The sequence below is a fragment of the Xylella taiwanensis genome (assembly GCF_013177435.1).
GTDB lineage: Bacteria > Pseudomonadota > Gammaproteobacteria > Xanthomonadales > Xanthomonadaceae > Xylella > Xylella taiwanensis.
Genome location: NZ_CP053627.1, coordinates 599,763 through 623,623 on the forward strand (window position 1 = coordinate 599,763; position 23,861 = coordinate 623,623).

Below are 23,861 nucleotides of genomic sequence, written 5' to 3' on the forward strand. Positions count from 1 at the left end.
GTGTTCGGTGTTGCAAAGGCCCTGATAGGGATTACGCCCAGCTATTCATTGCAGGCAGAGAGGCTTTGCAGCGTATTGGCCTGAACGCTTCATCCACGTTGGTGACACAGAACCATTGGCCGTCAAAACCATTACCCGCATCATCAAACTTGGCGTTATGCGCATCGCTGATACGAATCCACTGGATGATTTTATTGTTGACCTGCGCATTGCCATGAATCGTGCAGGTGATGCTTGAATCAGGAGCGCTCACACTCCCTACTCTGGGATGGCCGTCTGGGTCGGTATAGGACTGCGTGATGGCAACCTCGACAATGACATCAATGCGGTGGCAATGCGTCGTGACGGCACGCAGGTCAATATCATTGGCAAGCCTGGTGCGCGGCATTCCATGTGCCATACGTATCTCGGTGTTTATCTTCCCAGGCGTAATGTCAGCCAGGGCCGCCGTGACTTGAGATTTAGCGACGTAATGCTGATACATCGGCACAGAGGTACCTGCGAGAATGGAAATAATCGCAAGCACCATCATGAGTTCGATTAAATGAAACCCTTGCTGCTTTTTCATAGCGAATCCCTCCTTTTCACGGCATCAAGTAATAGGTCTTGGACTTCGCGTTTGGATTCGCGGCGCGCCATGACGAGCTCATCCACCGTGCCGGCGGCGATGATGTGGTGAATGAACACCGGGCGGTTGTGTCCGGCTTGGGCCTGCCGTGTGGGGCCGATGCGCTCGATGATCTGCTGGTACTGCTCCAGGTCCCACCAGTGACCGAAGAAGGCCAGAATGTTGCCGCCGTCCTGAAGGTTTAGTCCGTGACCGGCGCTGGCCGGGTGGGTGAACAACACGGGGATATGTCCGGCGTTCCAGTCCCTGATCGTGTCGGGGTGTTTGTCCAGGACACGGCCTTGAGGGAAGGCGCGCTGTAAACGGGCTAGATCGCTTTTGAAGTGATACGCCACCAGCACGGGCATACCGGCGGCCTCTTCGATAATGGCGTCCAGGGCATGCAGTTTGGCGTCGTGGACATCGGCCCAGGCGCGGCGTGTGGCGTCGGTGTACACCGCGCCATTGGCCAGTTGCAAGCACTTGATCGTTTTGCTGGCCGCGTTAAAGGCTTCAACTTCAGCGCCACATTCCAGCGCCAGCCACATTTCTTGCTCCATCGCTTTGTACATGCGCTTGGCATGCTCCGGCAGCGTGACGCGGATGGTATTCACGATTGGCTGGCGCAGGTCGAAATAGTCGCCGGGCTCCAGCGACAGACACACATCACGCACCTTGTCTTGAATCTCTTTAAAGGCGTTGGGTGTGGGCACCACGCGCACGGCGTGGGGATCGCTGCCGATGCGGATCGGGCGGAACCATCTATCCGTGAACTTGCTAAAACTACTCTCCAGGCGTGCGCCCCGATCCACCATCCACAGTAGCGCCCACAGATCCTGTAACCCGTTAGGCGCAGGGGTGCCGGTCAAGCCGATGTAGCGTTCAACTTTGGTATGTACATGCTTGGCCAGGGCGCGGGCGCGCTGGGTCCCGCGCCCCAGTCTGAAACCTTTCAGCTTGGAGCATTCGTCGGCAACCACGGTGCGAAACGGCCAGCGCTCCCCGAAAAACTCCACCATCCACTTCAGATTGTCGTAATTAATGCAGTAGATATCGGCCTGCTGCTGCAAGGCACGGCGGCGTACCGCGGCGCTGCCCACGGCCACGGCCACGCGCAGGTGGCGCAGGTGCGGGAACTTGGCCACTTCATCCGGCCAGGTGCTCGCGGCCACGCGCAGCGGGGCCACAACTAAGATGGGGGTCACCGCTTCGGCCAGGATGAGCACATCTAGGGCGGTGAGCGTCGACACCGTCTTGCCCAGGCCCATCGGCACAAACAGATTGCAGCGCGGATGGGTCAGAATGAAATCAACGATCCTGTGTTGGTAGGGGCGTAGTGTCATGTGATACCTCGTCCATGCCGCCGCAGATGAGCGCTGCTATACTCGCCATCACATGCGGGTAAGGTAGGGTTATTCGTGGCATTAGCGGCGTTCGATACATTGAGTTTTGCTAACCAGCTTAAAAACGCGGGGGTTCCTCCTGCGCACGCCGAGGCACAAGCCGAAGCGTTAGCGGAGGTCTTCGAAACGCATCTGCAACAACTTGCGACAAAGGCCGATCTGCGCGAGTTGGAGCTGAAGCTTGAATCGAAAATAGATAAAGGCTTCGCTGAAGTAGATAAAGGTTTCGCTGAAATAAAAGGCGAAATGCTGCTACTCAAATGGATGTTCGGTGTTCTTGTGGCGGGCGTTGCGGCGCTCATTGCCAAAGCGTTTTTCTGAGTCATTGCAGCACCTGATCCACGCCTTCAAAGGAATCGACGACTTCCACGCGCTGCCCCATACGGCGCATGCGCTCGTGCTCGCGTAGTTGCAGTGGCCTGCACTGCTCACCGGGGGCTTTGAGTTCGATCCACAGGGTGCTGCCGGGCAGCATGGCGATGCGGTCGGGCGCGCCGTGACGACCGATCCACTTCACCTTGCGGATTTCACCGCCTTTGGCCCTGACTCGCGCCACTAAATAGCGTTCGATGCTGCGTTCATGCAATACGTTCATGGGTTAGTGCTTCCTATAGCGATCGGTTTCAAAGCCTTCAGCGGCCAGCGGCAGCCCAGCGGCCCAGGCGGGCGCGGTGGTCATCAGCGCCGCCAGGTGCCCGGCATTGAAGGCGCTGTGGGTTGCCGCTTCGGTGATGATTTCGTCGTGCACCGTCAGCACGATCTGATACCCGGCGGCCTCAATGCGCGGCATGCAGGCGGCCAGCACGTCACGGCTCACGGCTTGGGTGATGTTCTCGACCAGTTTTCCGCCATAGGTGGCGATCCGGGTCCATTGGCCGGTGGTGGGGTGGGGTCCCATGTAGGACAGGGCCCCGTCCGCATCTACTCTTGCTGCCGGGTAATGGAGCAGGCGTCCGGACGGCAGACGGATACGTAACCAGGCATTGGCATAGAGATGTACAGATGTCCAGCGAACCCGTCATAGGCGGCTTTGAGGTCACCGTTATGCAGCACGACCTTGTCGGCAAGGCGCATCTGTTTGAGGATGTCTGCGGCCTTAACCCCCCACTTGTCCTTGGCCAGCTGTTCGATGGCTTGGTTGATGGTGGCTACTTGCGGGTCGGCGGGGTCGATGATGAAGCAGGCCGAATACGCCGCCGTGCCTTCACCATTGACTTTTTTTGGTTCAAATAACGCAGGGAAGGCCAAGCGCACGTTGTTGAGTTTTAGTTTCATGACAGCGACTCCTGAAAGAAGGGGGGGGCTTTTTGGGGGTGGTGCGGCGTTACCTGGGTCAGATCTTGGAAATGGCTCGCGTCGTCCTGGAGGATCAGCGCCGGGCGTGTGTCCGATTCAGGCACCACACTGGGCTTGCCGTCCGGCTGGGTCATGAGGTCTTGCAATAGGAACCATTGGCGATCGCCAAGGGTTCCGGCCTTGTGGAGTTTCTCGGCGGTTGTGGGGCTGATCAGGGAGCGCTCGTAGATGTGCTCGACCTTCACGCGCATGCGTTTGAGCATGGCTTCAACGGCGGTCGCGGCGGTCCAGCGGCGCGCCCCGCGGCGGTCTTCCACCAGTTTGTATCCAGGCACGGCCCGACCTGCCAACAGTTCAGCTTCGACCTTGCCGTAAATACCCTTACACCAGGATTCAATTAAAGCTGTGGCACCCAGCAGGCGTGCTAGCGTGGCGTTGTCGTGGGTGCGCATGAGGACCGATTCGAGCGGCGGCACCACCGGCTGCGTGACGTCGACGAACGCCCCCGCCACGGTGGATAGCACGTGATCCCTCAGCGCCGGACAGATCGCCTTGGCCCGACAGAACCGGCACGGCTTCTCTCCGGGGGCGAAGTACTCCTGAGGTAATGCGCCAGCGTTACCGTACTTCTTGACGGCGTCCATGCAGCGCTGCGCGCGGGGCGCAACCGTCTGCTTAAACGCGTGCAGCTCGGCAACGCTGTATACCCACTCGTCAAGGTGACCGAGACGGGGTTGGACGATGACCAGGCGCACGCGCTGGAAGGGGCCGGCAAAATCGAATGCCTCCAAGGCGGCGAGCGCGTAAAGCTGGAGTTGCTCGTTGTCTTTTGCGTCGACCTTGACGCCTCTGCCGTATTTGAGATCGACGATGATTAATTCATCCACAGACGGGATCACGGCATCCGCGGTGCCTTGCGCGCCGCGCTCCCCCGTGATCGCCTCAAGGAGTAACGGCAGTTCAAAAAACCGGGGGGCTTCGATACCGCGCACATAGTCCACGTACTGCTGCACGTACGCGGCCATCTCGGCGGTGATGTCCCACGCAACGCCGTTAATTTCCTGTCGGAAGCCCACGTATTCGCTGGCTTGCCGGTCATTGCGTAAGGCCGAGGCCGCCAGTTCATGCGCCACGGTGCCCTCATCAGCAAAGGCGCTGGATTCATCCGGACACTGCACCCCCAGGGGGACGCTGGCCGGGCAATGCAGCCAGCGATGCGCACTGCTCGGGGATAGCAAGGCGTGCTGGCTCATGGCGAGACACCCGCGTTAACAACCGCTTTTACACAGGCCGGATAGTCTTTACAGGCTTGGGTCACCTCTGGAAAACGCGCCGGGTCCAGGTCGGATAACTTAGCCGCGCCGAACCGACCTAATACGTGAGTGACCGAATCGCGGCCATGTTCAACGGCCATATCCTTTAAAGCGATGAGCGCCGTGGTGTAAGCGCAGTCACTAGGCGTGGCCTGTGCCGCGTGCACGGGGGGCTGGCTGCGCGATGATTGATCAGTCGATCCTCAACCTCATATCAAGCGGTCGCTCCCGTCTGTCGTCCCTAGCCGCTGGCGTATTCCTACTGTTAATGGTGGTGTTCCTGGGCGACTGACTGAAGCAGATCCCGATGGCGGTGCTAGTGGCAGTAATGATCATGGTGTCTATCGGCATCTTCAGTTGGGATTCGCCGCGCAACCTCAAGAAGCATCCGTTGTCGACGAACATTGCCATGGTCGTCATTGTGGTGGTTGTCGTGACCACACATTACCTAGCTTTCGGTGTGCTGCTGGCCGAGATGTGCTTTGCCAATAAGGTTGGCCATTACATACGCATCAATTCATCACTGGACGCAGCTGGTAAACACCGCAGCGATACGGTCTCCGGCCAGGTGTTCTTCAGCTGGGCAGACAAGTGCATCGCAGCATTCGATTTCAAGGAAGCGCTTGAGAAGGTCACGATCGATCTGACGCATGCGCACTTCTGGGATATCACCGGGCCGTGGCGGCACTGGACGTGGTCATCAAGTTCCGCCAAGCAAACACCGAAGTTGAAGTGCTCGCATGGAACGAGGCCAGCGCCACCCTCGTCGACCGCTTCGGTGTGTACGACAAACCCGCTGCCTTGGACACGTCGATGGTGCATTAAGCCCTGCCGACTCTCGGAATGCTGCTTCACATGGAGCAGTCTCTACCACTCATGCGCTCCATGTCCCATGGAGGCTAAGAGGAACGCTCATCAAAACAATCGTTTCCTGCATCGACGGATCGCTGTCTGCAATCGCCGTATGCGACGACTCCGCTTGGGCCAGCGTGTGCATCGCGGCTCCCCTGACCCTGCTGCACATTATGGAAGGGGCTTCGCCGGTGCTTTCCTATTTCACTGCCAGCATTGGTCTTGGCAGCCGCGAACACCTGCTGCAAGAATCGGCCGATCTGGACGAGAAACGCGCTCGTTGGGCGCGCGAGCACGGCCAACACCTGTTTGAAGTGGCCCAGCTTCACCTAGACCAACTTGGGATCGTGCATCCCAAGTGGCTGCAATGGCATGGCCACTTGGTCGATAGCCACAAAGCAATGAAAGACGATATCCGCCTGCTGGTCATTGGCCGCCAGGATAAGCATGGCGAAAGTGTGCTCGAACCCATTGGTGGCGATGTTGAGAACGTTATACGTACGCGGCATCGTCCGGTGCTCGTAGTACTACTAACAACGCTTTCTGATCGCCTTCGACGGCAGCGCCAACGCCCGTCGTGTGGTTGCGTACCTAGTACAGCGCCCACGGCTCGCAGGTCTCAATTGCCATCTTCTGATGGTTGTCGAGCCATCGGTCGAACATCAGGCGCAACGTGACTGGGCGAGGGACCAGTTGCCACAGGCTGGCGACACGACCCACGCAACAATCAGCCAGGGCGATGTTGAGGATGTACTGGAAATATACGGCCAGTAGCATTTGATTAGCATCCCTGTGATGGAGGTCCGCCGTCACGGGAGCTTTCACAGTTAGGATCTACATCCTATCCAGGGGGGGCTTCGTTACTAGATCCTCGAAGTGCGAGATTACTCTTACAAGAGAAATTCATTCGTGTTGGAAACAACTACTTCGTCAACCATCAACTATCTTCGTAAGGACTCCAGCCTGCATCGCTTGATGCTGGAATTGCTGGAGAAAGCTGATATCCGCGTAGGTGGAGATCGCCCCTGGGACATGCAGATTAATGGCCCAGGACTGCCTGAGCGAATTTTCTCCCAAGGCAGTCTTGGCCTAGGCGAAGCCTACACAGACGGTCTTTGGGATGTCCCACAACTTGATGAATTTTTTCATCGGCTGCTCAAGGCGCGTCTCGATCGACAAGTGAAGCCCCTGCGGCTGCTCTTTCACACTTGGCTCCCTCGCCTCGTAAACCTGCAAACTTTCAAGCGATCCTTGCATGTCTGCAATTTACACTACAACCTGAACAACGACTTCTTCGCTGCCATGCTCGATTCCCGCATGACCTACACTTGCGGCTATTGGCGCAGCGCTAAGACGTTGGATGAGGCACAAGAAGCCAAGTTGGATCTGATTTGCCGCAAGCTAAAACTGCAGCCAGGCATGCGCTTGCTCGACTTCGGCTGTGGCTGGGGCAGCCTCATGGGCTTTGCCGCCGAGCGCTACGGTGTCGAGTGCACAGGCGTGAACATTTCCAAAGAGCAGATTAAGTGGGCAAAAGCCCGTTACGCGGGCTGGCCTTTGGAGTTTCGTCTACAAGATTACCGAGAGACCACAGGCCGATTTGATCGGGTTGTTAGCGTGGGTATGTTAGATCATGTCGGACGAAAGAACATGCGCACCTTCATGGAGGTCGCGCATCGCTGCTTGAAGGACGATGGTCTGTTTCTGCTGCACTCTACCGCTACAAGTGGGCGCAACAACATGCGTGACCCATGGATAGGTAAGTACGTGTTCCCAAACCTAGATGTGCCATCGGCAGGCCAGATCGGTGATGCCGTGGATAACCTGTTCGTGATCGAAGATCTGCACAACTTCGGCGCTGACTACTGCCCCACCCTCATGGCCTGGCATAAAAACTTCGAACACGCCTGGCCCAGATTCTCCGACAAACTCGGCAAGGAGTTTTCCCGCATGTTCGGCAAGGACTTTTACCGCATGTGGCGCTACTACCTCTTGTCATGCGCAGGCGCTTCGCGCGCGCGCGATATTCAGCTCTGGCAGTGGGTATTAAGTAAAGAGGGCGTCCCCGGCGGTTATGAGCGCATTACAACCTAAATCTCGTGTCATGTAGGTGTAAGTTGGGTGCTGGCTCCTGACTGTATCTTCATCTGCGATACAGCTGTGGCTCTGCTCGAGTTTGAAGCTGTCAAGCCGGCGCTATTGATCAATGGTTTTGTTTTAGCGTGTACTGATGTGCTGTGGCGTTACATATCCGACTTGACAGCGGCGAGACATGTAATGCCATGACCAGAATGGTCGCTTTTCACTGGCTGCACGAATCAGGGAATGTTGCTTCAAACATCTGCGTTACGCTGCCAGCGGCCGCAGCGTGCGATTTCTGAGACTGTGCGGGCTCTCCATATACATGGAACTTTCTAATGAAATTACGCCATCTTTGCTGCTGTCGCCGCAGAACTCCGCTTCGCTCGCGCTGCGGAGCGGCTGCACACCGAGCAATCGCCGCTGTCGCGAACCATCAAAGAGTTGGAAGAAGACCACGGCGAGCAGTCGTGCATCCGTACCAGTCGTAGCACGTGCCTGTGCCGGTAATCTGCACCAAGAACCGCTTTGCAGCGGCTTCGTTTTACCTAAACGGCACCAGCTTCTTGGCGAACATGTTGCCCCTTCCCTGAGACGGCCGGTCTAAGACCTATAGTTTCTGTAGGCAAGTGCCTCATCAATCACGTGAGTACACACCTGTTCAAACCCCGCCCCGGCGGGGTTTTTCATGTCTGGGATCTTCATGACTTTCCGCTTTTACGATTCCAATCCGGTACTCAGGATGTACAGGCCCTGCGGCCACTGGGCGGTGGGCACCTACAGTTCTACGAACGTGGCACCACCACACCCAAACTCACCTGGTCCGATCGCGAAAAGTCCGTGCCCAATCCTAATCTGGTGCCGCTGGACAGCGCCGGACGGATCACCCCACCGTGGCGAAACTATCTGGCCCGGTTGAGTCTGACCCAGGACAGCGACACCTTACGGGCGTTGTACGAAACCCTGGATAAGACGGTGGCCCAGATCCAAAACGGGCAGAGCTTGCGGCTATCGATCCTGAGCCGACAGTCCATTGATGTTGATGGGGTGGTGTCTAACGGCGTTGCGGTGCTTGCGCTGGTGGGCGATGAGGCGACCCCCACCGCAGAGGCTTATTACGGTACAGACGCTACCGGGGCGCAGGGTCGAGGACTTTCACAGCGCCACTCGTGCCATGGGTGCTTCTAAGACTTCCAGCGCTTTGACCGCGGCAATGAACTCACGCTATCACTGCGCGAATTCATCTTTCGGGTTCAGCGGCTGCGGTTCTGTATAACCGGCATCGCGTGCTTCGTAGTGCGCCAGGATGTGAATCCCGGCCTTGCGGGACTCGCGCCGGATCAGCCGTAGTTCCTCCAAATCCAGCTTTTCGCGCTTATTGGTGTTGAGGCAGGCGGCTAACTTACGCCCTGCATCGTCAGTCGCCATCGTAGGCCAAAGCATGTTACCCACCTTCTTGAACCCACCTATAGCGGTCACGGAATCGCGGATCTTATCCTCGTAAGACTCATAAAACAAAGGCATTTGCAGGTTTTTCACTCTTGTTTCCTTTCAGTGGGAAAGCGTGGGATACGCTCCTAGGACTATAAAAATGGTTCGACCTCCAGAGGATACCAAGTCGTGGAATTCATGAGAAATGTGCACAGGAACGTTATCGTCACGGGACGTAATAACGCCGCTCGCAAGAACCTTGGAGCCGATCTGCCGGTAAGCTTGGTGGTGCAAGCCAACTAAATCACTACCGGAGATCAGCATGGATTTAACTTCTATCACCGCAACTTTTTAGTCCTTAAATTCGCTTTTGGAACTCGCGGATTCCCTTATAGGCATCCGCGATTCCAAAAAGATCGCTGCTGCTGTTTCGCAGGTCCAAGAGAAACTTCTTAGCACTCAAAAGGAGCTTTCTATGCATGACGCGGACCACATTAAATACATAAATGAATTGGAAGAAACCAAAAAAGCACTTAAAGAAAAGGAAAAATATGTGCTTTCAGAAATTCACAAAAATCAAGTCGCTTATCGCGTGAAAAAAGAAACGGGGGAGCCTGACCACTATGTATGCCAAGGGTGCTTCGATAAAGGGATCAAATTCGTATTGCAGGGTAAAAATTGCAAGCAAAGCCACCTTTTCTCGCTGAGTTTCCCCAACTGCAAGCACTCCATTCCGATTCAAAAAATGATTCTTCCTTGGTGTATCAAGCTCCTCATGAGACGAATTTCAAAACAGATTGGTAATGCATCATCAAGAATTCTGATTGATGATGAATTATCAAAACTTCTATTTGTGTTCTAAGGATCTCAATTTCTTCTCTGATTTTTTTCTTCGCCTCTAAAATCTCCTGGTAAAGAGATGCAATCTTGGAATACATCCAAATATATTTTTGAAAAGATGAAGCTGTATCCTGAAAATAACTAATTCCTTTTAAAAGTTTCCCTCTCGCATTTTATTCTTCCTTCGAGGAAAAAATTTGTCCCCTCATCGAAGAAACTTCATTCCGCAGGGATTCGAGTTGTGCCGGCGTCATGTCATCTTTAATAGAGTCAATGACGGAATCGGCCAGGGAGGCCAGACCAAGTAATTTCTCTTCAAGCTCTTTTTCTTTTCTGTTGTCATTCATCACAGGACTATCCTGTTTGGATGATTGGAATATTTGTTGTGGCAGCAATCCTGAGTTGGGAGCGCGATGATCCGTTATTTTTCGCCCACTTACATTGCATCGGGGTGCTTATGAGCCCGCGAGCCGAATTCAGTTCAATGAGCAGGTGTTTTCGTTCTTCCACTTGTGATATCGCAGTCGCTTAATGGCAAGCGGCAAGGTGCGTTTGAATGCAGCAAGGCGCTTTGCGGCATTTCTTAGGCGGGTCAAAAGGCCTATGTCAGGCGACCTCCTGCGAAGGCGGTGCTTCTGTGAGGCTGAAGATGTCTGGATTGGGTTCCGCCTGAGCTGCGACGACTGTGCCGCGCAGGCATTCCCAATCAACGTCGGGGCGTAGTGCTTCACAGCTCACAGTGCGCGCTGTCAGCCACTCAATCGCTGGACAACGTTCGGGTGGGATAAGCTGGTTCCCCGAAGCCAGTTGGCTACGGGCGTCGCAGTCACGGCCAGCATCCCCGCCAATTGCGATGCACGTCGCGGTTCTTGATTTGTCCATTCATTAAAGATGCATCGCTAGATTTAGCTATAGGCTAAAAATACATGCAAGCCTGAAGCGAATTAATATTGTTAGCCTTAGGCAATCTAATTACCTTGTGAAACTGATAGATGACATCTGCCGGGAAAACTTGGTAGAGCTCGCCGAGCAACTCGGCTCAATCACCGCGCTTGCAAAGCGGCTTGACCGTTCCGATTCGCAGGTCAATCAGTGGGTACATGGGGCAACCTATTCCGCTACTGGAAAGCCGCACGGAATGGGTGCGGACACAGCTAGGTTTATCGAAATTCAGTGTGGGAAACCGCTTGGCTGGCTTGACATTGACCACAGCCACGAAAAGCCGAGTATGGCAATCGACACCAGCGCCGTGGCATGGGGTGTATATCAGCAGGCCACAGCAGCAACCCGTGCGGCAGCGTGAGGCAATACTTTCCGCTGCACCTCCAGCACTATCGGGAGGGAGGGGGGCACTTAATTGAACAGGACGCACATGTGGCGCTAGGAATGCGAAAAAAACCTAAACAACCTCGCTTAAAGCTGGTTTGCTGGAATGGTGAATGGGTGGAGTGCAGGAGAGTTCCACATGGAGATAATGGAGACATGTTTTGGCGAGAGACGTTCACTTTGTTAAAACTGTAGATGCCTTTATGCAAGCACTTAAAACGCTGCATGGCACGTCTAACCCAATGTGGCAGAACGCCGGTGATACTTTATGCAGTTCAGCTAAAATTGCCTATCGAAGTTGGTGGGGAACTTCCAGGTTCACACATAAGCATAGATGTATATCCTGATCATCGCCCACATGAATTCATGATCGGCATTTTGTTTGATGAAGGGTGCGTATGTCGTCTGGACAATGATCCCTGGGCAACACATAGCAATAAATGGGATCCAGATTTACCACCATTTGTTAAATGGCCCCCGCGGGCATTCATGGAAACTGAACCGTAAAGAATGTAGCAAACTAGATTCTCGCTTTGCGTGATTACCATATGCTGTAAAGTTCACCCAAACACGCAGCTTCGATGCTTGCTTGCGGTGGTCTTGCCAAGTACGCAACATGACGATTGGTGCTCATGAGATTAAATTCTCATATAGCGGCATCTTACTCATATGATCACGACTCAATCGCTATTGGGATCCATGTCGGCCGCGTATCAGGCCCAGCAGTATAGCGATGGTGTGTTAATCACGACACACGGTATCTATCCTACTGGGGAGTGTGTACCTGTCCGTATCTATGACGGCGAAGAATCATTCATTGTGCCCGATGCATGCAACGTAATCCTATCAATTGAGTTATCAGGAGGAAGGATTGAAAACCCTGATAAAACAATCAAGATGGTGGCTCAGAAGCTTGGCATCAAATGCTCAAAGGGCATCCTCAGTACCAAGCCAGTCGCATGGCGTGATTTACCTTTTGCCATTGCATCTCTAGTCAATGTTTCCCAGAAGATAGCCGAGCACGCTCTTCGAGCGTATACGGATCAATGAGACTAGAGATTTAAAAATTCTGCTATGTAAGCTTCTTGAAGCTTCATTTCCTGCAAACGCATGGTATTAGGCATCAAGCATGTGCGAATGGAGTGGTGACAAGACATCACCGAGGAAGATGCCATTGCAGAGGGCATATGGATAACAGCTGATCCAGGAAATAAATACAGCGTCGGAAAAAACATGATTCCAAGAAAGACAGCAAAAGCAGCCTTTCATGATCTATGGCGGCGTTCTTCCTCCATTGATTGGGAAGTCAAGCCTTGGGTATGGGTGGTGCAATTTAAATTAATTGAGTTTCTTCGACGCATTTATCCGGAGTCATACAAAAGAAACGATATTGCTGCCGAATCAGACGCGGATCAGGAGATAGCAGTATGAACGACATCTTCGATTATAAATTCTCTAATCAATTAACTGCACCAACGTATTGTTAGATTAATCCGGATGGTAGCCAAGGCGGCATCGTTGCTGTCGATACCGCCATAGATCCTTCTGTCTTGATCGGAGAGGCACCGTGGTGTTTCTTAATGTATTCATTGGTAAAAAAACCGGCATCGGCAAGGAGAAACGTATGGGCGCTAGGGTGTGCAGCGGCGAGTCAGTCAGGATTGGTCATTCCACTGACATCGGTCATCGCGTTCACATGGGTGATCACTCCAGCATTCACGATGTCACCTTTGTGTGATGTCAGTTGAAGATCGGCAGTCGTGCCTATATTGGAAAATGCGCGCTCATATACTTCGAAGTAAATATCCAAGACGGGATGATCATTCCACCTAGGAGTTTCTTAAAAATAAATAGAAAAATACGTGCATTTCGAGGCAACAGAAAGCAGGTTACACCGTTGCAGGTGCTACTCAAGCACTTCGCAGAATAGGAGGCCGACCATGAGCGAACGTATCATGCGCCTGCCCGAAGTGATCCTACGCAACGGCTTGAGCCGGAGCAGCATCTATTCGCGCGAGGATTTCCTGAAGCCGGTGAAGCTCGGGCCAAATATGTCTGAATGGGTCGAGCGCGAGATTGATGCTTGGGGCGATGCCAAGATCAAGCAACGTGACGATGACGCGGCCAACGAGGTCATGGTGTCTTCGCTAAACGTGTGATCTGCGGCGCACTAACCGCGATCTTGTCGATACAGTCGGCCCATGCTTGCATCATCGTCACACGCTCCGCCAGGAGTACGGATCAATGGCTATTGCTTCACTACATCGTAGCGATACTCATCATTGAGCGATTGTGTGAGCATGCGCCGTGGTTTGGGTTGCTGTAGCACGTGGTGAATTTCGATGGTATTACCCATGCGTATGTTCTTCACTTGCCTAGTACTTGTGAATACTTGGTATTGCAACGTAGTAGATAGAACGATCTTGGTTTGGCAATAGGGTAGACAGGGCTTGCTCTTCACCTCGGAAGCAGGCGCTATTGAAATAGCGATGTAGGGAAGAAGGATGGTTAAGGAGCAGGAACGAACGTATCGCGAGGGACATGCCCAAGCATGATGTCACATGAGTGTGGTAAGGGTATGCAAATGACATTGAGGTACTACGCTCATCATATTCTCGATTGTGTCATTTGTGCTGGTCTTGGCGAATACCGATGACGGCGCTTGGTTAGTTTGATGGTGTGAAGGGGCTGTATTTGTTGCAATTGTGAGCGAATTGCTTGCTGGAGTGCATGCGCTCCTGGCATCTTGCATGGATAGGATACTGATTGAGAGTCGGTTCAGGCTTGGATGCCGAATGTCTGAAATCGGTGAATCCTATTACTGATGTCCTGTGCGGATATGTTGCTAAGCATGTTGCTGCGAGTCGCTTGTCGGTATACGGATTTTTCCAAGCGGTTGCCCAAGTAAATTTCAGATTGTTGATTTATTTGCAGCAAATAGACTTTCTGAATCACGCTCAGTGTCATGAAGTAGGGAGAAGTGTTTGTTCTTGGTTCATGGATATCATGCGTATTTTTATGATTTGAGATATGTCTCGGTTCATCATTTCTTAATTTCACTGTTGATTAGAGTCTGTTAATACGATTGCCACTCATCCATCATCAGAGTCAAGCAAATAAAAGCGATAAACATGATTTCGAGTTTCTCGTCTCTGTAGCAAATCCTGGGATAACTTTGAGTCTACGGAACATGTGTTCGATCTTATTGTGGCACTTGTACATCTTGCGATCGTATTTCGGATTTCTAAGGCTCGATGTGCGTGTGCAGCGACGGTACAGCAGGGATGAAGATGCTAAGTCAAAAGCGCCTGGGCGGGCCACACCATTTGCAGAACCGTGCTCAGTGGAATACAGGATGGTGTCGAGCGCCTGTAGATTCGTCGGAATGGCGTTATTGCGTTGTCTCGGCAGAGTGCTTAAAAAAAGGAGAGTGTGATCTGTTTGAATTGGGCGGAGCTGCGATCTTGAGATGCTCACCGCCGCAGGGACATCGCTTCGGCATCAGGTGTGTTAACAGACGCTGGTCACGCCACGTCTCCGTCAGACTCTAAGATGCTGCATAGCTGACACAGTTTCAAGGATGAGCGTTGGTTTGGCGTGTTGGTCACCGACATTAGACATCAGATGTTTCGATTTAATGGCTCAAATGGTTTTTATGATTGCTTAAACAGATGTGTAAGTACACTAAGCCACGAATAGAGGATTGAGACGCAGTAGGGTGTATCGCGCTGCATGCGTTGTGAGTTTTAAACGATGCCATGTAAATAAATTTTTTAGAGATGCAACGCTGTATAAGGGTATTCACGAATAGAGTGAATTAATTAAAATGATTCGAAAAATAAGCCTGACACAACGGGAGCTCAAAAAATTCGAGGTGGTACCGTTGGTGGAAGATAATAGAGAATGATGTTAGCAATGCGTTTTCGATTGTAAATGCGTAGGTGACTATGAAAATTGATATGAAAAATAGGAAGAGGGATGATGCATGCAAGACGTTTTTTGAATCAAATTTCAGATGTGGGTAGATTCCTCTCAACGATGACAGAGAACATTGATTGCAAGGCTGCTATGCAGGTAAATCGACATAATACGTGTGCTGTGTGCTAGGGATGCTGCACGACAGTGGCTGTGCTAACCAAATTTTGTCTATGTCAGAATCGCTTGTTGAGTTGCTTTCCTTTCCTGTTAGGAATTGTTGTTTACTGTATTAGGCATGAGGAAGGGAAGATTTGAAGCTCGCATAACAATGTATTGCTGTACCTTCTTGATTCAGATGCCGATGTATTTTGGTTTCTGTGGTATGCCTCTCCAGCCTCTGCAAGAAAAATAGAGTTTTAAGATCGGTATCCTGCTGTAGCCGATCCAGTGCGTGCTCCATTGCTCGTCACAGATGAAGTGGCTTTGTGGCCTGCAGAGAGCAGCATGACAGTGGGACCGTGGTACCCCGGTTTTAGTATTTCGAGTGAGCGTCGTTGAAGCGCATGGGTATTCCGTGGCCATCATCGCAGCACAATGCATCTGCTCTCGGCTCGACAGCATCGCTGCTCTTGGTTAAGGTTGGGATATCTCACGCACAACTTACTTCTATGGATCTATCACGATTGCGTATCAGGCGCTTGGAGATGGACGAGACACGCCTGTTGTTCACGTTGGTCAATGGCATGCGTGTAGATGTGTTGTTGAGCGGTTATCCAGCGCTGGCACGTGCCAAGCCCGCATTGTGTCCACATTGGCAGCTCACTGAGGACGGTTATGGGGTGAACTGGCCTGACTTGGCGGTGCCTACCACGGCCGGTTTACTCAATATTCTGGAATTACTGTGGAAGCGGCGTATCGAGCAGGCACAGTTGTGTCTGCGTACCCTGCATGGCTGTTTCGATATGCTCACGTTGCAGCATCGCGAGTTAATTGGGTTGGACCGATTGGATATGGATATGAGCGGTGGTGGTTTTGCACGTTTCTTTGACAGTCGTGATGAAGCTACCCGTACTTATGCGTTGCAGGCACTGGATGTGATTGGCGCACACCAACTGCACCAAGCGATTGTTGGATTGAATGGGTTGTTTGGGCGACTCGAGCAAGATCTGGCGTTACTTAGCGTAGAAGACATCATTGCGGCAATGGATCCATTGGACAAGCAACGAGTCGAAGCCTGGGAACAGGTTTATTACGCTCAGTCAGAGCATGTAGCTAGGCTGGGGTTGACACATTACGGTTTGGAATGAGGTTGACATGAAGTTGAGTGCGCACATTGTGCGTCAGCACGGGTCTGTCTATGCAGAAGAGCTTAACTATTGAGTACTACACGAAATGTTGGTTGTGCTTCGATATTTCCATTAGAAATCTATTGTTTGGCGTAAGGTTCCACGTTGCATCTTTCTTTGTTCTCTATGAGTTTTTGAAATGAAGTGAGGTTCATGACGCGATATTGGCATTCCTTCGTGACAACAGTTCGGATGAAACGGATTGACTTGATTGAGTGTTTTCGGAAGAACATAAGGTTGCCGTTGCCGGATGCAGTCGCGTCATGTTTATTGCACATTGACTGTCAAGGTATATGGTCCGATGTGTCCAGGTAATTACAGGGACTTGATTTTTACAAAATGCTCTTCTCAATTTTTCGTATCAAAATGAAAGTGATCTGTTACGGAGACTTCAAGCTTGATCTGAAATCATGCTTTGCTGGTTTTATCGTCGATCAGATACAGGCATGCTTATAACAATAAGCTTATTGTGCGTTGAGTCCTTCATTACTCGACGTTTTTTTCTGTTTTCGCATGTTTAGCAATGTTTATATGCACCGAGTGGATAAATATTTATCTCTCGGATGTATGGTGAGTATCCGAATTGGAGGGATATGCGATTGTTGTATCTTGCCTACAGATCTTATCCTTAACAAAGTCTAAGGAACGTTGCATTGGCCAGTACAACACCATTTCGATGAAAAATATGTTGTTTTTGAGGAAGATGCCGCTGCTCCACTGACTGGGGAGCAGGCGACTCATGAGTTTCTTTGGGAGCATTTTGCCCAGCACACCAGCCACAGTGGATTCCAGTGATATGGTTGAGGTCGATGGTGGTCCGGTGGATAAGTTAGGTCATAGGTGACGCTTCTTAGGTAAAGACCATTCTGTCACCACTTGTAGATGTTCCAATATACCGGTGAAACGATGTTGCGATCACCGTCGAGGTGCCCGTCCCCGTTACGATCGTACAAATAGTATGGCGGTGCGTGCTTCGGAGTGATCTTGACCATACGTAGCTGGCCGCTGACCCGGAATTCATCGACGCGATCACCATTTCCCATGATCTTGGTGGTCATTACAGCTCCCCGTAATTTTAAGGGTGCATCGGCATGCGCGCGGCCTGTTGTGGTACAGCCGGCAAACATCAGTAGGGACAACAAGATCAGAAAGACGTGTTTCATCGTGATCGATCTAGATTCGGCAGTAGTAATAGGTAAGAGTATGCGCTTTCGATGTCACTGTGGTGTGCGGCGTAGAATGTGTTGATGAGCAGATTAGTTTTGATCGACGGGTCCAGTTACCTCTATCGTGCGTTTCATGCATTGCCGCCGCTCAGCAACGCAGAAGGTGAACCCACCGGTGCTCTGTTTGGTGTGGTCAACATGTTACGTACTACGCTGAAGGAGCGCCCGGACTATGCTGCTTTTGTGATTGATGCACCAGGCAAGACATTTCGCGATGATCTTGATCCCGAATACAAAATGCATCGCCCACCAATGCCTGATGATTTGCGTGTGCAGGTGCAGCCGATGTGCGGGATTGTGCATGCGTTAGGCATCGATATCCTGTGTATTGATGGGGTTGAGGCCGATGATGTTATCGGTACATTGGCTTTGGCTGCCATTGCTGACGGGATTGCCGTGACAATTTCTACGGGTGACAAGGATTTCGCTCAGTTGGTCCGTCCAGGCGTGGTATTGGTCAACACCATGAGTGGCAGTCGGATGGATTCCGATATGGCAGTGATCGATAAATTCGGAGTTGCTCCGAGTCAGATCATTGATCTGTTCGCGTTGATGGGCGATGCGGTGGATAACGTACCGGGTGTGGATAAATGCGGGCCGAAGACGGCAGCGAAGTGGTTAGGGGAGTACGGTTCACTGGATGCTGTCATCGCCAATGCTGACAAGATCAAAGGCAAAATTGGTGACAATCTGCGTGCTGCGCTGCCACGGCTTTTGTTAAACCGCGCGCTAGTCACGATCAAGACGGATGTGGCACTAGACAAGCACCCGCAGGATTTGGTGCTGCGTGAGCGTGATACTGACGCGCTGCGTGGCTTTTACCAGCGCTATGGCTTCACCCAGGCACTGAAGGAGCTGGATGGCCGCAGTGTTGAAGCCACTGTGGTCGAGCAGGAGCCTGGGCGTGCGAGGCTTGCAGGTTTCCGTGCTGCTCCGGACCCATCGGTTGCAATGGACATCGACCCAGCGCTGTCTGCACAGGGAGAGTACGAGACGATTTTCACAATCGAACAGTTACAGGATTGGATGGTGCGGTTACGGGTGGCGGGTCAGTTTGCTTTCGACACCGAGACCGATAGTCTTGATCCGATGCAAGCAGCACTCGTTGGCCTGAGTTTTGCTGCTGAAATGGGGCGTGCGGCTTACCTGCCGCTTGGTCATGATTATCCTGGTGCGCCGGTGCAGCTTGATCGCGGGCAGGCGCTGGCGTTACTGCAACCGCTGCTGGAGGATGCAACAGTGCGTAAATTGGGCCAGCATGGCAAATATGACATGCATGTGCTGCGCCGCTACGGCATCGTGCTGGCTGGCTATGCTGACGACACTTTGTTGGAAAGCTTTGTACTCACTTCCGGCAATGCCCGTCACGACATGGATACCTTGGCTAGGCGCCATCTTGGTTACGAGACCATTAAGTATGTCGATGTGGCGGGTAAGGGAGCCAAACAGATTCCTTTCTCCCACGTGGGGGTTGACGAGGCGACTCAGTACGCTGCTGAGGATGCTGATATCACCTTGCGCTTGCACCGCATCCTGGCGCCGCAGTTGATTGCCGAGCCAAGCTTGGAGCGAGTCTACCGTGAAATCGAAATGCCGCTAATACCGGTGCTTGAGCGCATTGAGGCCAACGGTGTGCAGATTGATGCAGAGCAGCTGTATAAGCAGAGTGCTGATTTGTCGCGACGTATGATTGCTGCGCAGCAGAAAGCGATGGAACTGGCAGGGCGCACCTTCAACTTGGATTCGCCTAAGCAGTTACAGGTACTGCTGTTCGATGAACTGAAGCTGCCAGCAGTGGTGAAGACGCCTAAGGGGCAGCCATCGACCAATGAGGAGGCGTTGGAGTCGATTGCTGATCAGCATGAGCTACCGCGTGTCATTCTGGAATACCGCAGCTTGGCCAAGTTACGCAATACCTACACTGACAAGCTGCCGGAAATGATCCATCCGGACACTGGGCGTGTACATACCAATTATCATCAGACCGGTGCTGCCACCGGGCGGTTGTCCTCATCCGATCCCAACTTGCAGAATATCCCGATTCGTACCGATGATGGTCGGCGTATCCGCCGTGCTTTTGTCGCGCCTTCTGGACGTAAGTTGATTGCTTGCGATTATTCACAGATCGAATTGAGGATCATGGCGCATCTATCCGGTGATGCAGGGCTGGTTGATGCTTTCGAGTCTGGCGTCGACGTGCACTGTGCGATTGCTGCGGAGGTGTTTGGTCGCAGCCTTGATGAGGTGACGCCTAACGAGCGTCGTGCGGCGAAGGCAATCAATTTTGGCCTGATATACGGTATGAGCGCATTTGGCTTGGCGCGTCAGCTCGGTATCAGCCGCAGTGAGGCGCAGGATTACATTGCGCTGTACTTTGGCCGCTTTGCCGGGGTGCGTGATTTTATGGAAAACACACGTCAGCAGGCACGCGATAGAGGATACGTAGAGACGGTGTTCGGTCGCCGTCTCTATTTAAACTCCATTGCCAGTGGTAACCAGACTCAGCGTGCCGGTGCCGAGCGCGCAGCGATCAATGCGCCAATGCAGGGGACTGCCGCTGATATCATCAAGCGTGCCATGGTCACAGTGGATGATTGGTTGGCGAAGTATCGGGAGTGGGCGCTGATGATCTTGCAAGTACACGATGAATTAGTGTTCGAGGTGGATGAGGATTTCGTACCAACTTTGGTACATGAAGTGTCGACGCGGATGGCTTCGGCGGCACAGTTGCGCGTGCCGTTGGTTGTCGATGTTGGTATCGGTAATAACTGGGATGAGGCGCACTGAGTCAGGTGTAAGAGCTGTCGAACAGTGATCCATACATGATCTTGGATGCGACGCTGGAGAATGAATTTCACCTTAATCTAATGAATTGTTAACTGATATCTTCACGTGTTATCAATGTGTATATGTGGTGTGATAGCTCCTGGCAGGTGCAATGCTTGCCTGTAGGATCTCTCCCAATCCCCTGGGGAAGATCGTTGGAGCGGGCACTCATCCCCAAGTGTCCGCTCTCCGGCCTCGCCGACCTTCCTTGGTCAGCGGGGCCTTTTATCGATTCTTCATCAGAATTTTTAGCAATGTAGTGGTTTGAGGTATTGCGATGGTGATAGGTCGTTGTCCTTGAGATACTTTGGATTGATGTTGTTGTGTGGATGTTCGGTGGCGTCATCATTGCTGCCATATTGCTTTTGATGAGATGGCAATTACAGTGTTTGGTGGGTTGCCAAGTCGTGTTTATGTCGCTTGCCTGTGCGTTTGGAGCATACGTAAAAATATAAACACGATGTGGTTGGAGTGATTTTTGGGAGGAGCGGTAATTTTCGGGGCGTGCATACGTCATTCTTGCGATGGGAACCGCTGATGGGAAGGTATTGGAATGTTTGTTCCAAAGAGTTGTCATTGTTACAGGATGCCGATCACCTCAGAAATCGTCATCGATTGGACTATTTTTTTGAGTGCCCAGCAGCATTACGGCAGAAAATGAGGGGGCAGACGACCGGATGCCGCCGGGATGGGATGAACAATAATATCCAGTCATGGTTAACGCATTGGTCCCATCTGCAGGATTTCACTTCATGCTTGGGCAAGCCCATCACTTGGAAGGTACTCAAGTTTGGTTAGGGGGTTCCTATTTTTGTTATCTGGTCGAACACGAATCTTTGCTTAGCGAGTGCCATTGTCACTGGCGGCGATAGACTGCTTGCAAAGTCCCCGGTGCCAGTCATTGCATCGGTCGGCATCGCTTCATTGAGATCAATGAGATGTTCTGATCTCTGTTGTGGGATTGCAAGTCCTCTGGGCGTGGTGGCCAGTTTTGCATGATGTGAGCAACGGAAGGCATCACTATTGCTTTTGATTTGCACTGTGCTTGTGGGGACTCGCTGTGCTGGACGTGGTGCTATCTTGTGCGGTGTTAATACCGTGGTTAGATTGCTGCAGTGGATTCTTTTCTCAAACTTCTTATTCATGGCGCTTCCGGGCGTATGGGGAAGGCGCTGTTACGGCTGGCCTCAGAAGACCCGACGCTTCAGGTGACTGGTGCGGTGGTGAAGCACCCATTGGATCACCAAGCGATCGATGGCGTACCATTTTTTGCTGCTAGCGAATTGACGACTGTACCGGCGTTCGATGTCGCGATCGATTTCAGCTTGCCGCAAGGTTTTTCACCGTTGCTGGCATTGTGTGTGCAGCGTGCCACGCCGTTGGTCTCAGGTACTACCGGTCTTGATCTGGAGCAGCATGAGTCTCTGGTCATGGCGAGTGCGCAGATTCCTCTGGTGTGGGGGGCCAATTTTAGTTTGGGTATGGCGGTGTTGATTAATTTGGTTGAACGTGCAGGTGATGCATTGCTTGGCTGGGATTGCGACATCGTTGAGTCGCATCATGTCCACAAGCAGGATGCTCCGTCCGGTAGTGCGCTGACGCTGGGCGAGGCGGTTGCGCGCAACGGTGCATTGCCGCGCTATACAAGCCTGCGTGCTGGTGACATCGTGGGCGAGCATCTGGTGCAGTTTACTGGGTTGGGCGAGCGCATCGAACTGGTACACCGTGCCACCAATCGTGATGTCTTCGCACGTGGCGCGTTGTATGCAGCTCGGCGTTTGGTTGGGCGTTTGCCGGGATGCTACCGAGTGCGTGACTTGATTGTGTGAAGTGATACTCGCGTTTCAGCTTCCGCGTGCTGTGTGTACTCTGATGTCGGGCTGGCACGGGGAGATGCTTGCCGTTAGAATCCCAGCCTGCCCGAATCTAGCGTTGGACCGGCCTCAGGGTCGTGTTCGCACTTTCCTGCAACCTGATTTCAGGTGGCGGCATCGGCGTCCCAGGCAGCCAGAGCGAGACTCCACCAGTGACAGAATCCGCAATTTTAGTTCTCGAAGACGGTACTGTATTCGAGGGCGATGCCGTAGGCGCTCATGGGCTTTCCGTGGGTGAAGTAGTCTTCAACACGGCCCTCACTGGTTACCAGGAGATCGTGACCGATCCTTCGTATGCGTACCAATTAGTCACACTCACTTATCCGCATATTGGCAATACAGGCTGTACCGATCAGGACGATGAGGCCAACAAGGTGTGGGCGGCTGGTTTGATTGTGCGGGACGTGCCACGTCGTCCGAGCAGTTGGCGCAGCCAGGTTGCGTTGTCAGCCTGGTTGGTCGCACGCGGCGTGGTGGCTATTGCTGGGATTGATACACGCAAACTGACCCGTATTCTCCGTGAGAAGGGCGCCCAGAATGGCGCGTTGATGGCTGGCGAGATTAATGTTGGCAAAGCGCAGGATGCTGCCCGCCAATTTCCAGGTATGAAAGGCATGGACTTGGCCAAAGTGGTTAGTACCAAGCAGGTTTACTCTTGGTGCGAAGGCCAGCTTAACTTGGATCGTAACGAGTGGAAGCGTGCTGCACCGCAATACAAGGTTGTGGCCTATGACTACGGCGTGAAGCTGAATATCCTGAGGATGTTGGCTGAGCGTGGTTGTGATCTTACCGTGGTACCGGCGCAGACTCCGGCTGCCGAGGTGCTAGCGCTGCACCCGGATGGTGTGTTTCTTTCCAATGGCCCAGGTGATCCAGAACCTTGTGATTATGCAGTTGCGGCGATCAAGACGTTCATCATGCTCCGGGTTCCGATTTTCGGCATTTGTCTGGGCCACCAGTTGCTGGCCAAGGCTGCTGGTGCCAAGACCGTCAAAATGAGGCATGGTCACCATGGTGCTAATCATCCGGTGCAGGACCTGAGTAGCGGACGGGTCATGATCACTTCACAGAACCACGGCTTTGCCGTTGACGAGGCGACGTTACCAAGTAATGTGTGTGTCACCCATCGTTCGCTGTTCGACGGGACCAATCAAGGTATCGCGTTGCTTGATGCACCGGCATTCTCGTTCCAAGGGCACCCGGAAGCTTCGCCAGGTCCGCACGACGTTGGCCTGCTGTTTGACAGGTTCACGGCAATGATGGCGGCCCAATCCTGATGGTTTTGATGTACGCTATGTTGATGCGCTGTTGCTGGTGGTTGGTTGCATTGGTGGCGATGGCATTGGTATTCGTTGCCTATTCGGCCTTTGTTGTTGGATGCTGTGCAGTCGCAATGGTGTACCGTCACGTTGCCAGTTGGGTGCGATGGGCTTTTTGCGATGCCTATCGGTATAGTCTGGCGAGACCTATTGTTGCTTACATCCTCTCCCCGCGTTGCGTGAAATGGGGTGATAACGCTATGGA

At 52.6% G+C, this 23,861-nt stretch carries 27 protein-coding genes and 1 pseudogene; 16 read left to right on the forward strand and 12 right to left on the reverse strand.

What is annotated here, in order from left to right; genetic code table 11:
• Positions 1 to 31 precede the first annotated feature (31 nt).
• Together PLS229_RS02435 and PLS229_RS02440 are read right to left on the reverse strand one after the other, a co-directional pair.
• Positions 32 to 568 carry a pilin gene (locus PLS229_RS02435; protein WP_038273354.1) on the reverse strand — a complete coding sequence of 179 codons (537 nt, stop codon included), beginning with the start codon at positions 566 to 568 and terminating at the stop codon, positions 32 to 34.
• Complete coding sequence (locus PLS229_RS02440) at positions 565 to 1,950, reverse strand: DEAD/DEAH box helicase (RefSeq protein ID WP_114867068.1); 1,386 nt, start codon at positions 1,948 to 1,950, stop codon at positions 565 to 567. The genes PLS229_RS02435 and PLS229_RS02440 overlap by 4 nt, the downstream gene beginning before the upstream one ends.
• Before the next feature lie 75 nt (positions 1,951 to 2,025).
• On the opposite strand from PLS229_RS02440, the gene PLS229_RS02445 reads away from it, so the two are divergent.
• A complete protein-coding gene (locus PLS229_RS02445) occupies positions 2,026 to 2,331 on the forward strand; it encodes a DUF1640 domain-containing protein (RefSeq protein ID WP_114867069.1) in 306 nt (101 codons plus the stop codon).
• A gap of 1 nt (position 2,332) precedes the next feature.
• Here PLS229_RS02445 and PLS229_RS02450 read toward each other — a convergent pair whose 3' ends face one another.
• From PLS229_RS02450 to PLS229_RS12655, 6 genes are all read right to left on the reverse strand, one after another.
• The gene (locus tag PLS229_RS02450; protein WP_114867070.1) at positions 2,333 to 2,605 is read right to left on the reverse strand and encodes a PDDEXK family nuclease; all 273 of its coding nucleotides are present in this window, start codon (positions 2,603 to 2,605) and stop codon (positions 2,333 to 2,335) included.
• 3 nt (positions 2,606 to 2,608) lie between these two features.
• Entirely contained in the window at positions 2,609 to 2,908 is a 300-nt protein-coding gene (locus PLS229_RS02455) for a DNA polymerase family A protein (RefSeq protein WP_051482410.1), read from the reverse strand.
• A gap of 23 nt (positions 2,909 to 2,931) precedes the next feature.
• Positions 2,932 to 3,285 carry an ssDNA-binding protein gene (locus tag PLS229_RS02460; protein ID WP_081755417.1) on the reverse strand — a complete coding sequence of 118 codons (354 nt, stop codon included), beginning with the start codon at positions 3,283 to 3,285 and terminating at the stop codon, positions 2,932 to 2,934.
• Entirely contained in the window at positions 3,282 to 4,559 is a 1,278-nt protein-coding gene (locus PLS229_RS02465) for a DUF2800 domain-containing protein (RefSeq protein WP_038270871.1), read from the reverse strand. Before PLS229_RS02465 ends, PLS229_RS02460 begins: the two co-directional genes overlap by 4 nt.
• Positions 4,556 to 4,786 carry a hypothetical protein gene (locus PLS229_RS02470; protein ID WP_038270872.1) on the reverse strand — a complete coding sequence of 77 codons (231 nt, stop codon included), beginning with the start codon at positions 4,784 to 4,786 and terminating at the stop codon, positions 4,556 to 4,558. The genes PLS229_RS02465 and PLS229_RS02470 overlap by 4 nt, the downstream gene beginning before the upstream one ends.
• Before the next feature lie 353 nt (positions 4,787 to 5,139).
• On the reverse strand, positions 5,140 to 5,271 hold the full coding sequence (locus tag PLS229_RS12655; RefSeq protein ID WP_425511075.1) for a hypothetical protein: 132 nt from the start codon (positions 5,269 to 5,271) through the stop codon (positions 5,140 to 5,142).
• A 26-nt stretch (positions 5,272 to 5,297) separates the two neighbouring features.
• On the opposite strand from PLS229_RS12655, the gene PLS229_RS12660 reads away from it, so the two are divergent.
• The 5 genes and pseudogenes from PLS229_RS12660 (at position 5,298) to PLS229_RS02495 (ending at position 8,738) form a co-directional block, all read left to right on the forward strand.
• Positions 5,298 to 5,444: a hypothetical protein gene (locus PLS229_RS12660; protein ID WP_425511076.1), complete on the forward strand. Its 147-nt coding sequence runs from the start codon at positions 5,298 to 5,300 to the stop codon at positions 5,442 to 5,444.
• A 164-nt stretch (positions 5,445 to 5,608) separates the two neighbouring features.
• A complete protein-coding gene (locus PLS229_RS02480; RefSeq protein WP_152536598.1) occupies positions 5,609 to 6,148 on the forward strand; it encodes a hypothetical protein in 540 nt (179 codons plus the stop codon).
• Positions 6,149 to 6,446: 298 nt separating this feature from the next.
• Positions 6,447 to 7,565, forward strand: a complete 1,119-nt coding sequence (cfa, locus tag PLS229_RS02485) for a cyclopropane fatty acyl phospholipid synthase (RefSeq protein ID WP_114867072.1) — start codon at positions 6,447 to 6,449, stop codon at positions 7,563 to 7,565.
• Positions 7,566 to 7,901: 336 nt separating this feature from the next.
• Positions 7,902 to 8,057 (forward strand): annotated as a pseudogene (locus PLS229_RS02490) (LysR family transcriptional regulator); the annotation flags it as partial.
• Between the two features lie 138 nt (positions 8,058 to 8,195).
• Positions 8,196 to 8,738, forward strand: coding sequence for a hypothetical protein (locus PLS229_RS02495; protein ID WP_038270877.1), 543 nt, complete (start codon positions 8,196 to 8,198; stop codon positions 8,736 to 8,738).
• A gap of 39 nt (positions 8,739 to 8,777) precedes the next feature.
• Here the strand turns inward: PLS229_RS02495 and PLS229_RS02500 are convergent, their stop codons facing one another.
• Positions 8,778 to 8,993 (reverse strand): hypothetical protein, encoded by a 216-nt coding sequence (locus PLS229_RS02500; protein WP_230428164.1) that lies wholly within the window; start codon positions 8,991 to 8,993, stop codon positions 8,778 to 8,780.
• Positions 8,994 to 9,456: 463 nt separating this feature from the next.
• Between PLS229_RS02500 and PLS229_RS02505 the strand changes: the two genes are divergently transcribed.
• Entirely contained in the window at positions 9,457 to 9,843 is a 387-nt protein-coding gene (locus tag PLS229_RS02505) for a hypothetical protein (protein ID WP_160199351.1), read from the forward strand.
• Between the two features lie 151 nt (positions 9,844 to 9,994).
• Here PLS229_RS02505 and PLS229_RS02510 read toward each other — a convergent pair whose 3' ends face one another.
• Together PLS229_RS02510 and PLS229_RS02515 are read right to left on the reverse strand one after the other, a co-directional pair.
• A complete protein-coding gene (locus PLS229_RS02510; protein WP_160165157.1) occupies positions 9,995 to 10,168 on the reverse strand; it encodes a hypothetical protein in 174 nt (57 codons plus the stop codon).
• Between the two features lie 259 nt (positions 10,169 to 10,427).
• On the reverse strand, positions 10,428 to 10,703 hold the full coding sequence (locus tag PLS229_RS02515) for a transcriptional regulator (protein ID WP_051482289.1): 276 nt from the start codon (positions 10,701 to 10,703) through the stop codon (positions 10,428 to 10,430).
• 97 nt (positions 10,704 to 10,800) lie between these two features.
• Here PLS229_RS02515 and PLS229_RS02520 point away from each other — a divergent pair, with 97 nt between their 5' ends.
• The 6 genes from PLS229_RS02520 (at position 10,801) to PLS229_RS02545 (ending at position 16,372) form a co-directional block, all read left to right on the forward strand.
• Positions 10,801 to 11,124, forward strand: coding sequence for a helix-turn-helix domain-containing protein (locus PLS229_RS02520; protein ID WP_069636207.1), 324 nt, complete (start codon positions 10,801 to 10,803; stop codon positions 11,122 to 11,124).
• A gap of 722 nt (positions 11,125 to 11,846) precedes the next feature.
• A complete protein-coding gene (locus PLS229_RS02525; RefSeq protein ID WP_152536599.1) occupies positions 11,847 to 12,197 on the forward strand; it encodes a hypothetical protein in 351 nt (116 codons plus the stop codon).
• Positions 12,198 to 12,380: 183 nt separating this feature from the next.
• Entirely contained in the window at positions 12,381 to 12,578 is a 198-nt protein-coding gene (locus PLS229_RS02530; RefSeq protein WP_038270880.1) for a hypothetical protein, read from the forward strand.
• Between the two features lie 136 nt (positions 12,579 to 12,714).
• Positions 12,715 to 12,885, forward strand: coding sequence for a hypothetical protein (locus PLS229_RS02535; RefSeq protein WP_160165158.1), 171 nt, complete (start codon positions 12,715 to 12,717; stop codon positions 12,883 to 12,885).
• 202 nt (positions 12,886 to 13,087) lie between these two features.
• The gene (locus PLS229_RS02540; RefSeq protein ID WP_038270881.1) at positions 13,088 to 13,306 is read left to right on the forward strand and encodes an AlpA family phage regulatory protein; all 219 of its coding nucleotides are present in this window, start codon (positions 13,088 to 13,090) and stop codon (positions 13,304 to 13,306) included.
• Positions 13,307 to 15,733: 2,427 nt separating this feature from the next.
• Complete coding sequence (locus PLS229_RS02545; protein WP_038271002.1) at positions 15,734 to 16,372, forward strand: DMP19 family protein; 639 nt, start codon at positions 15,734 to 15,736, stop codon at positions 16,370 to 16,372.
• Between the two features lie 908 nt (positions 16,373 to 17,280).
• On the opposite strand, the gene PLS229_RS02550 is transcribed toward PLS229_RS02545, so the two are convergent.
• Complete coding sequence (locus tag PLS229_RS02550; RefSeq protein ID WP_038270884.1) at positions 17,281 to 17,574, reverse strand: DUF2782 domain-containing protein; 294 nt, start codon at positions 17,572 to 17,574, stop codon at positions 17,281 to 17,283.
• 84 nt (positions 17,575 to 17,658) lie between these two features.
• Here PLS229_RS02550 and polA point away from each other — a divergent pair, with 84 nt between their 5' ends.
• The 3 genes from polA (at position 17,659) to carA (ending at position 23,614) form a co-directional block, all read left to right on the forward strand.
• Positions 17,659 to 20,424, forward strand: coding sequence for a DNA polymerase I (gene polA / locus PLS229_RS02555; RefSeq protein WP_038271003.1), 2,766 nt, complete (start codon positions 17,659 to 17,661; stop codon positions 20,422 to 20,424).
• Between the two features lie 1,199 nt (positions 20,425 to 21,623).
• A complete protein-coding gene (locus tag PLS229_RS02560) occupies positions 21,624 to 22,292 on the forward strand; it encodes a 4-hydroxy-tetrahydrodipicolinate reductase (protein WP_051482290.1) in 669 nt (222 codons plus the stop codon).
• A gap of 197 nt (positions 22,293 to 22,489) precedes the next feature.
• The gene (gene carA / locus PLS229_RS02565; protein ID WP_038271004.1) at positions 22,490 to 23,614 is read left to right on the forward strand and encodes a glutamine-hydrolyzing carbamoyl-phosphate synthase small subunit; all 1,125 of its coding nucleotides are present in this window, start codon (positions 22,490 to 22,492) and stop codon (positions 23,612 to 23,614) included.
• Positions 23,615 to 23,861 lie beyond the last annotated feature (247 nt).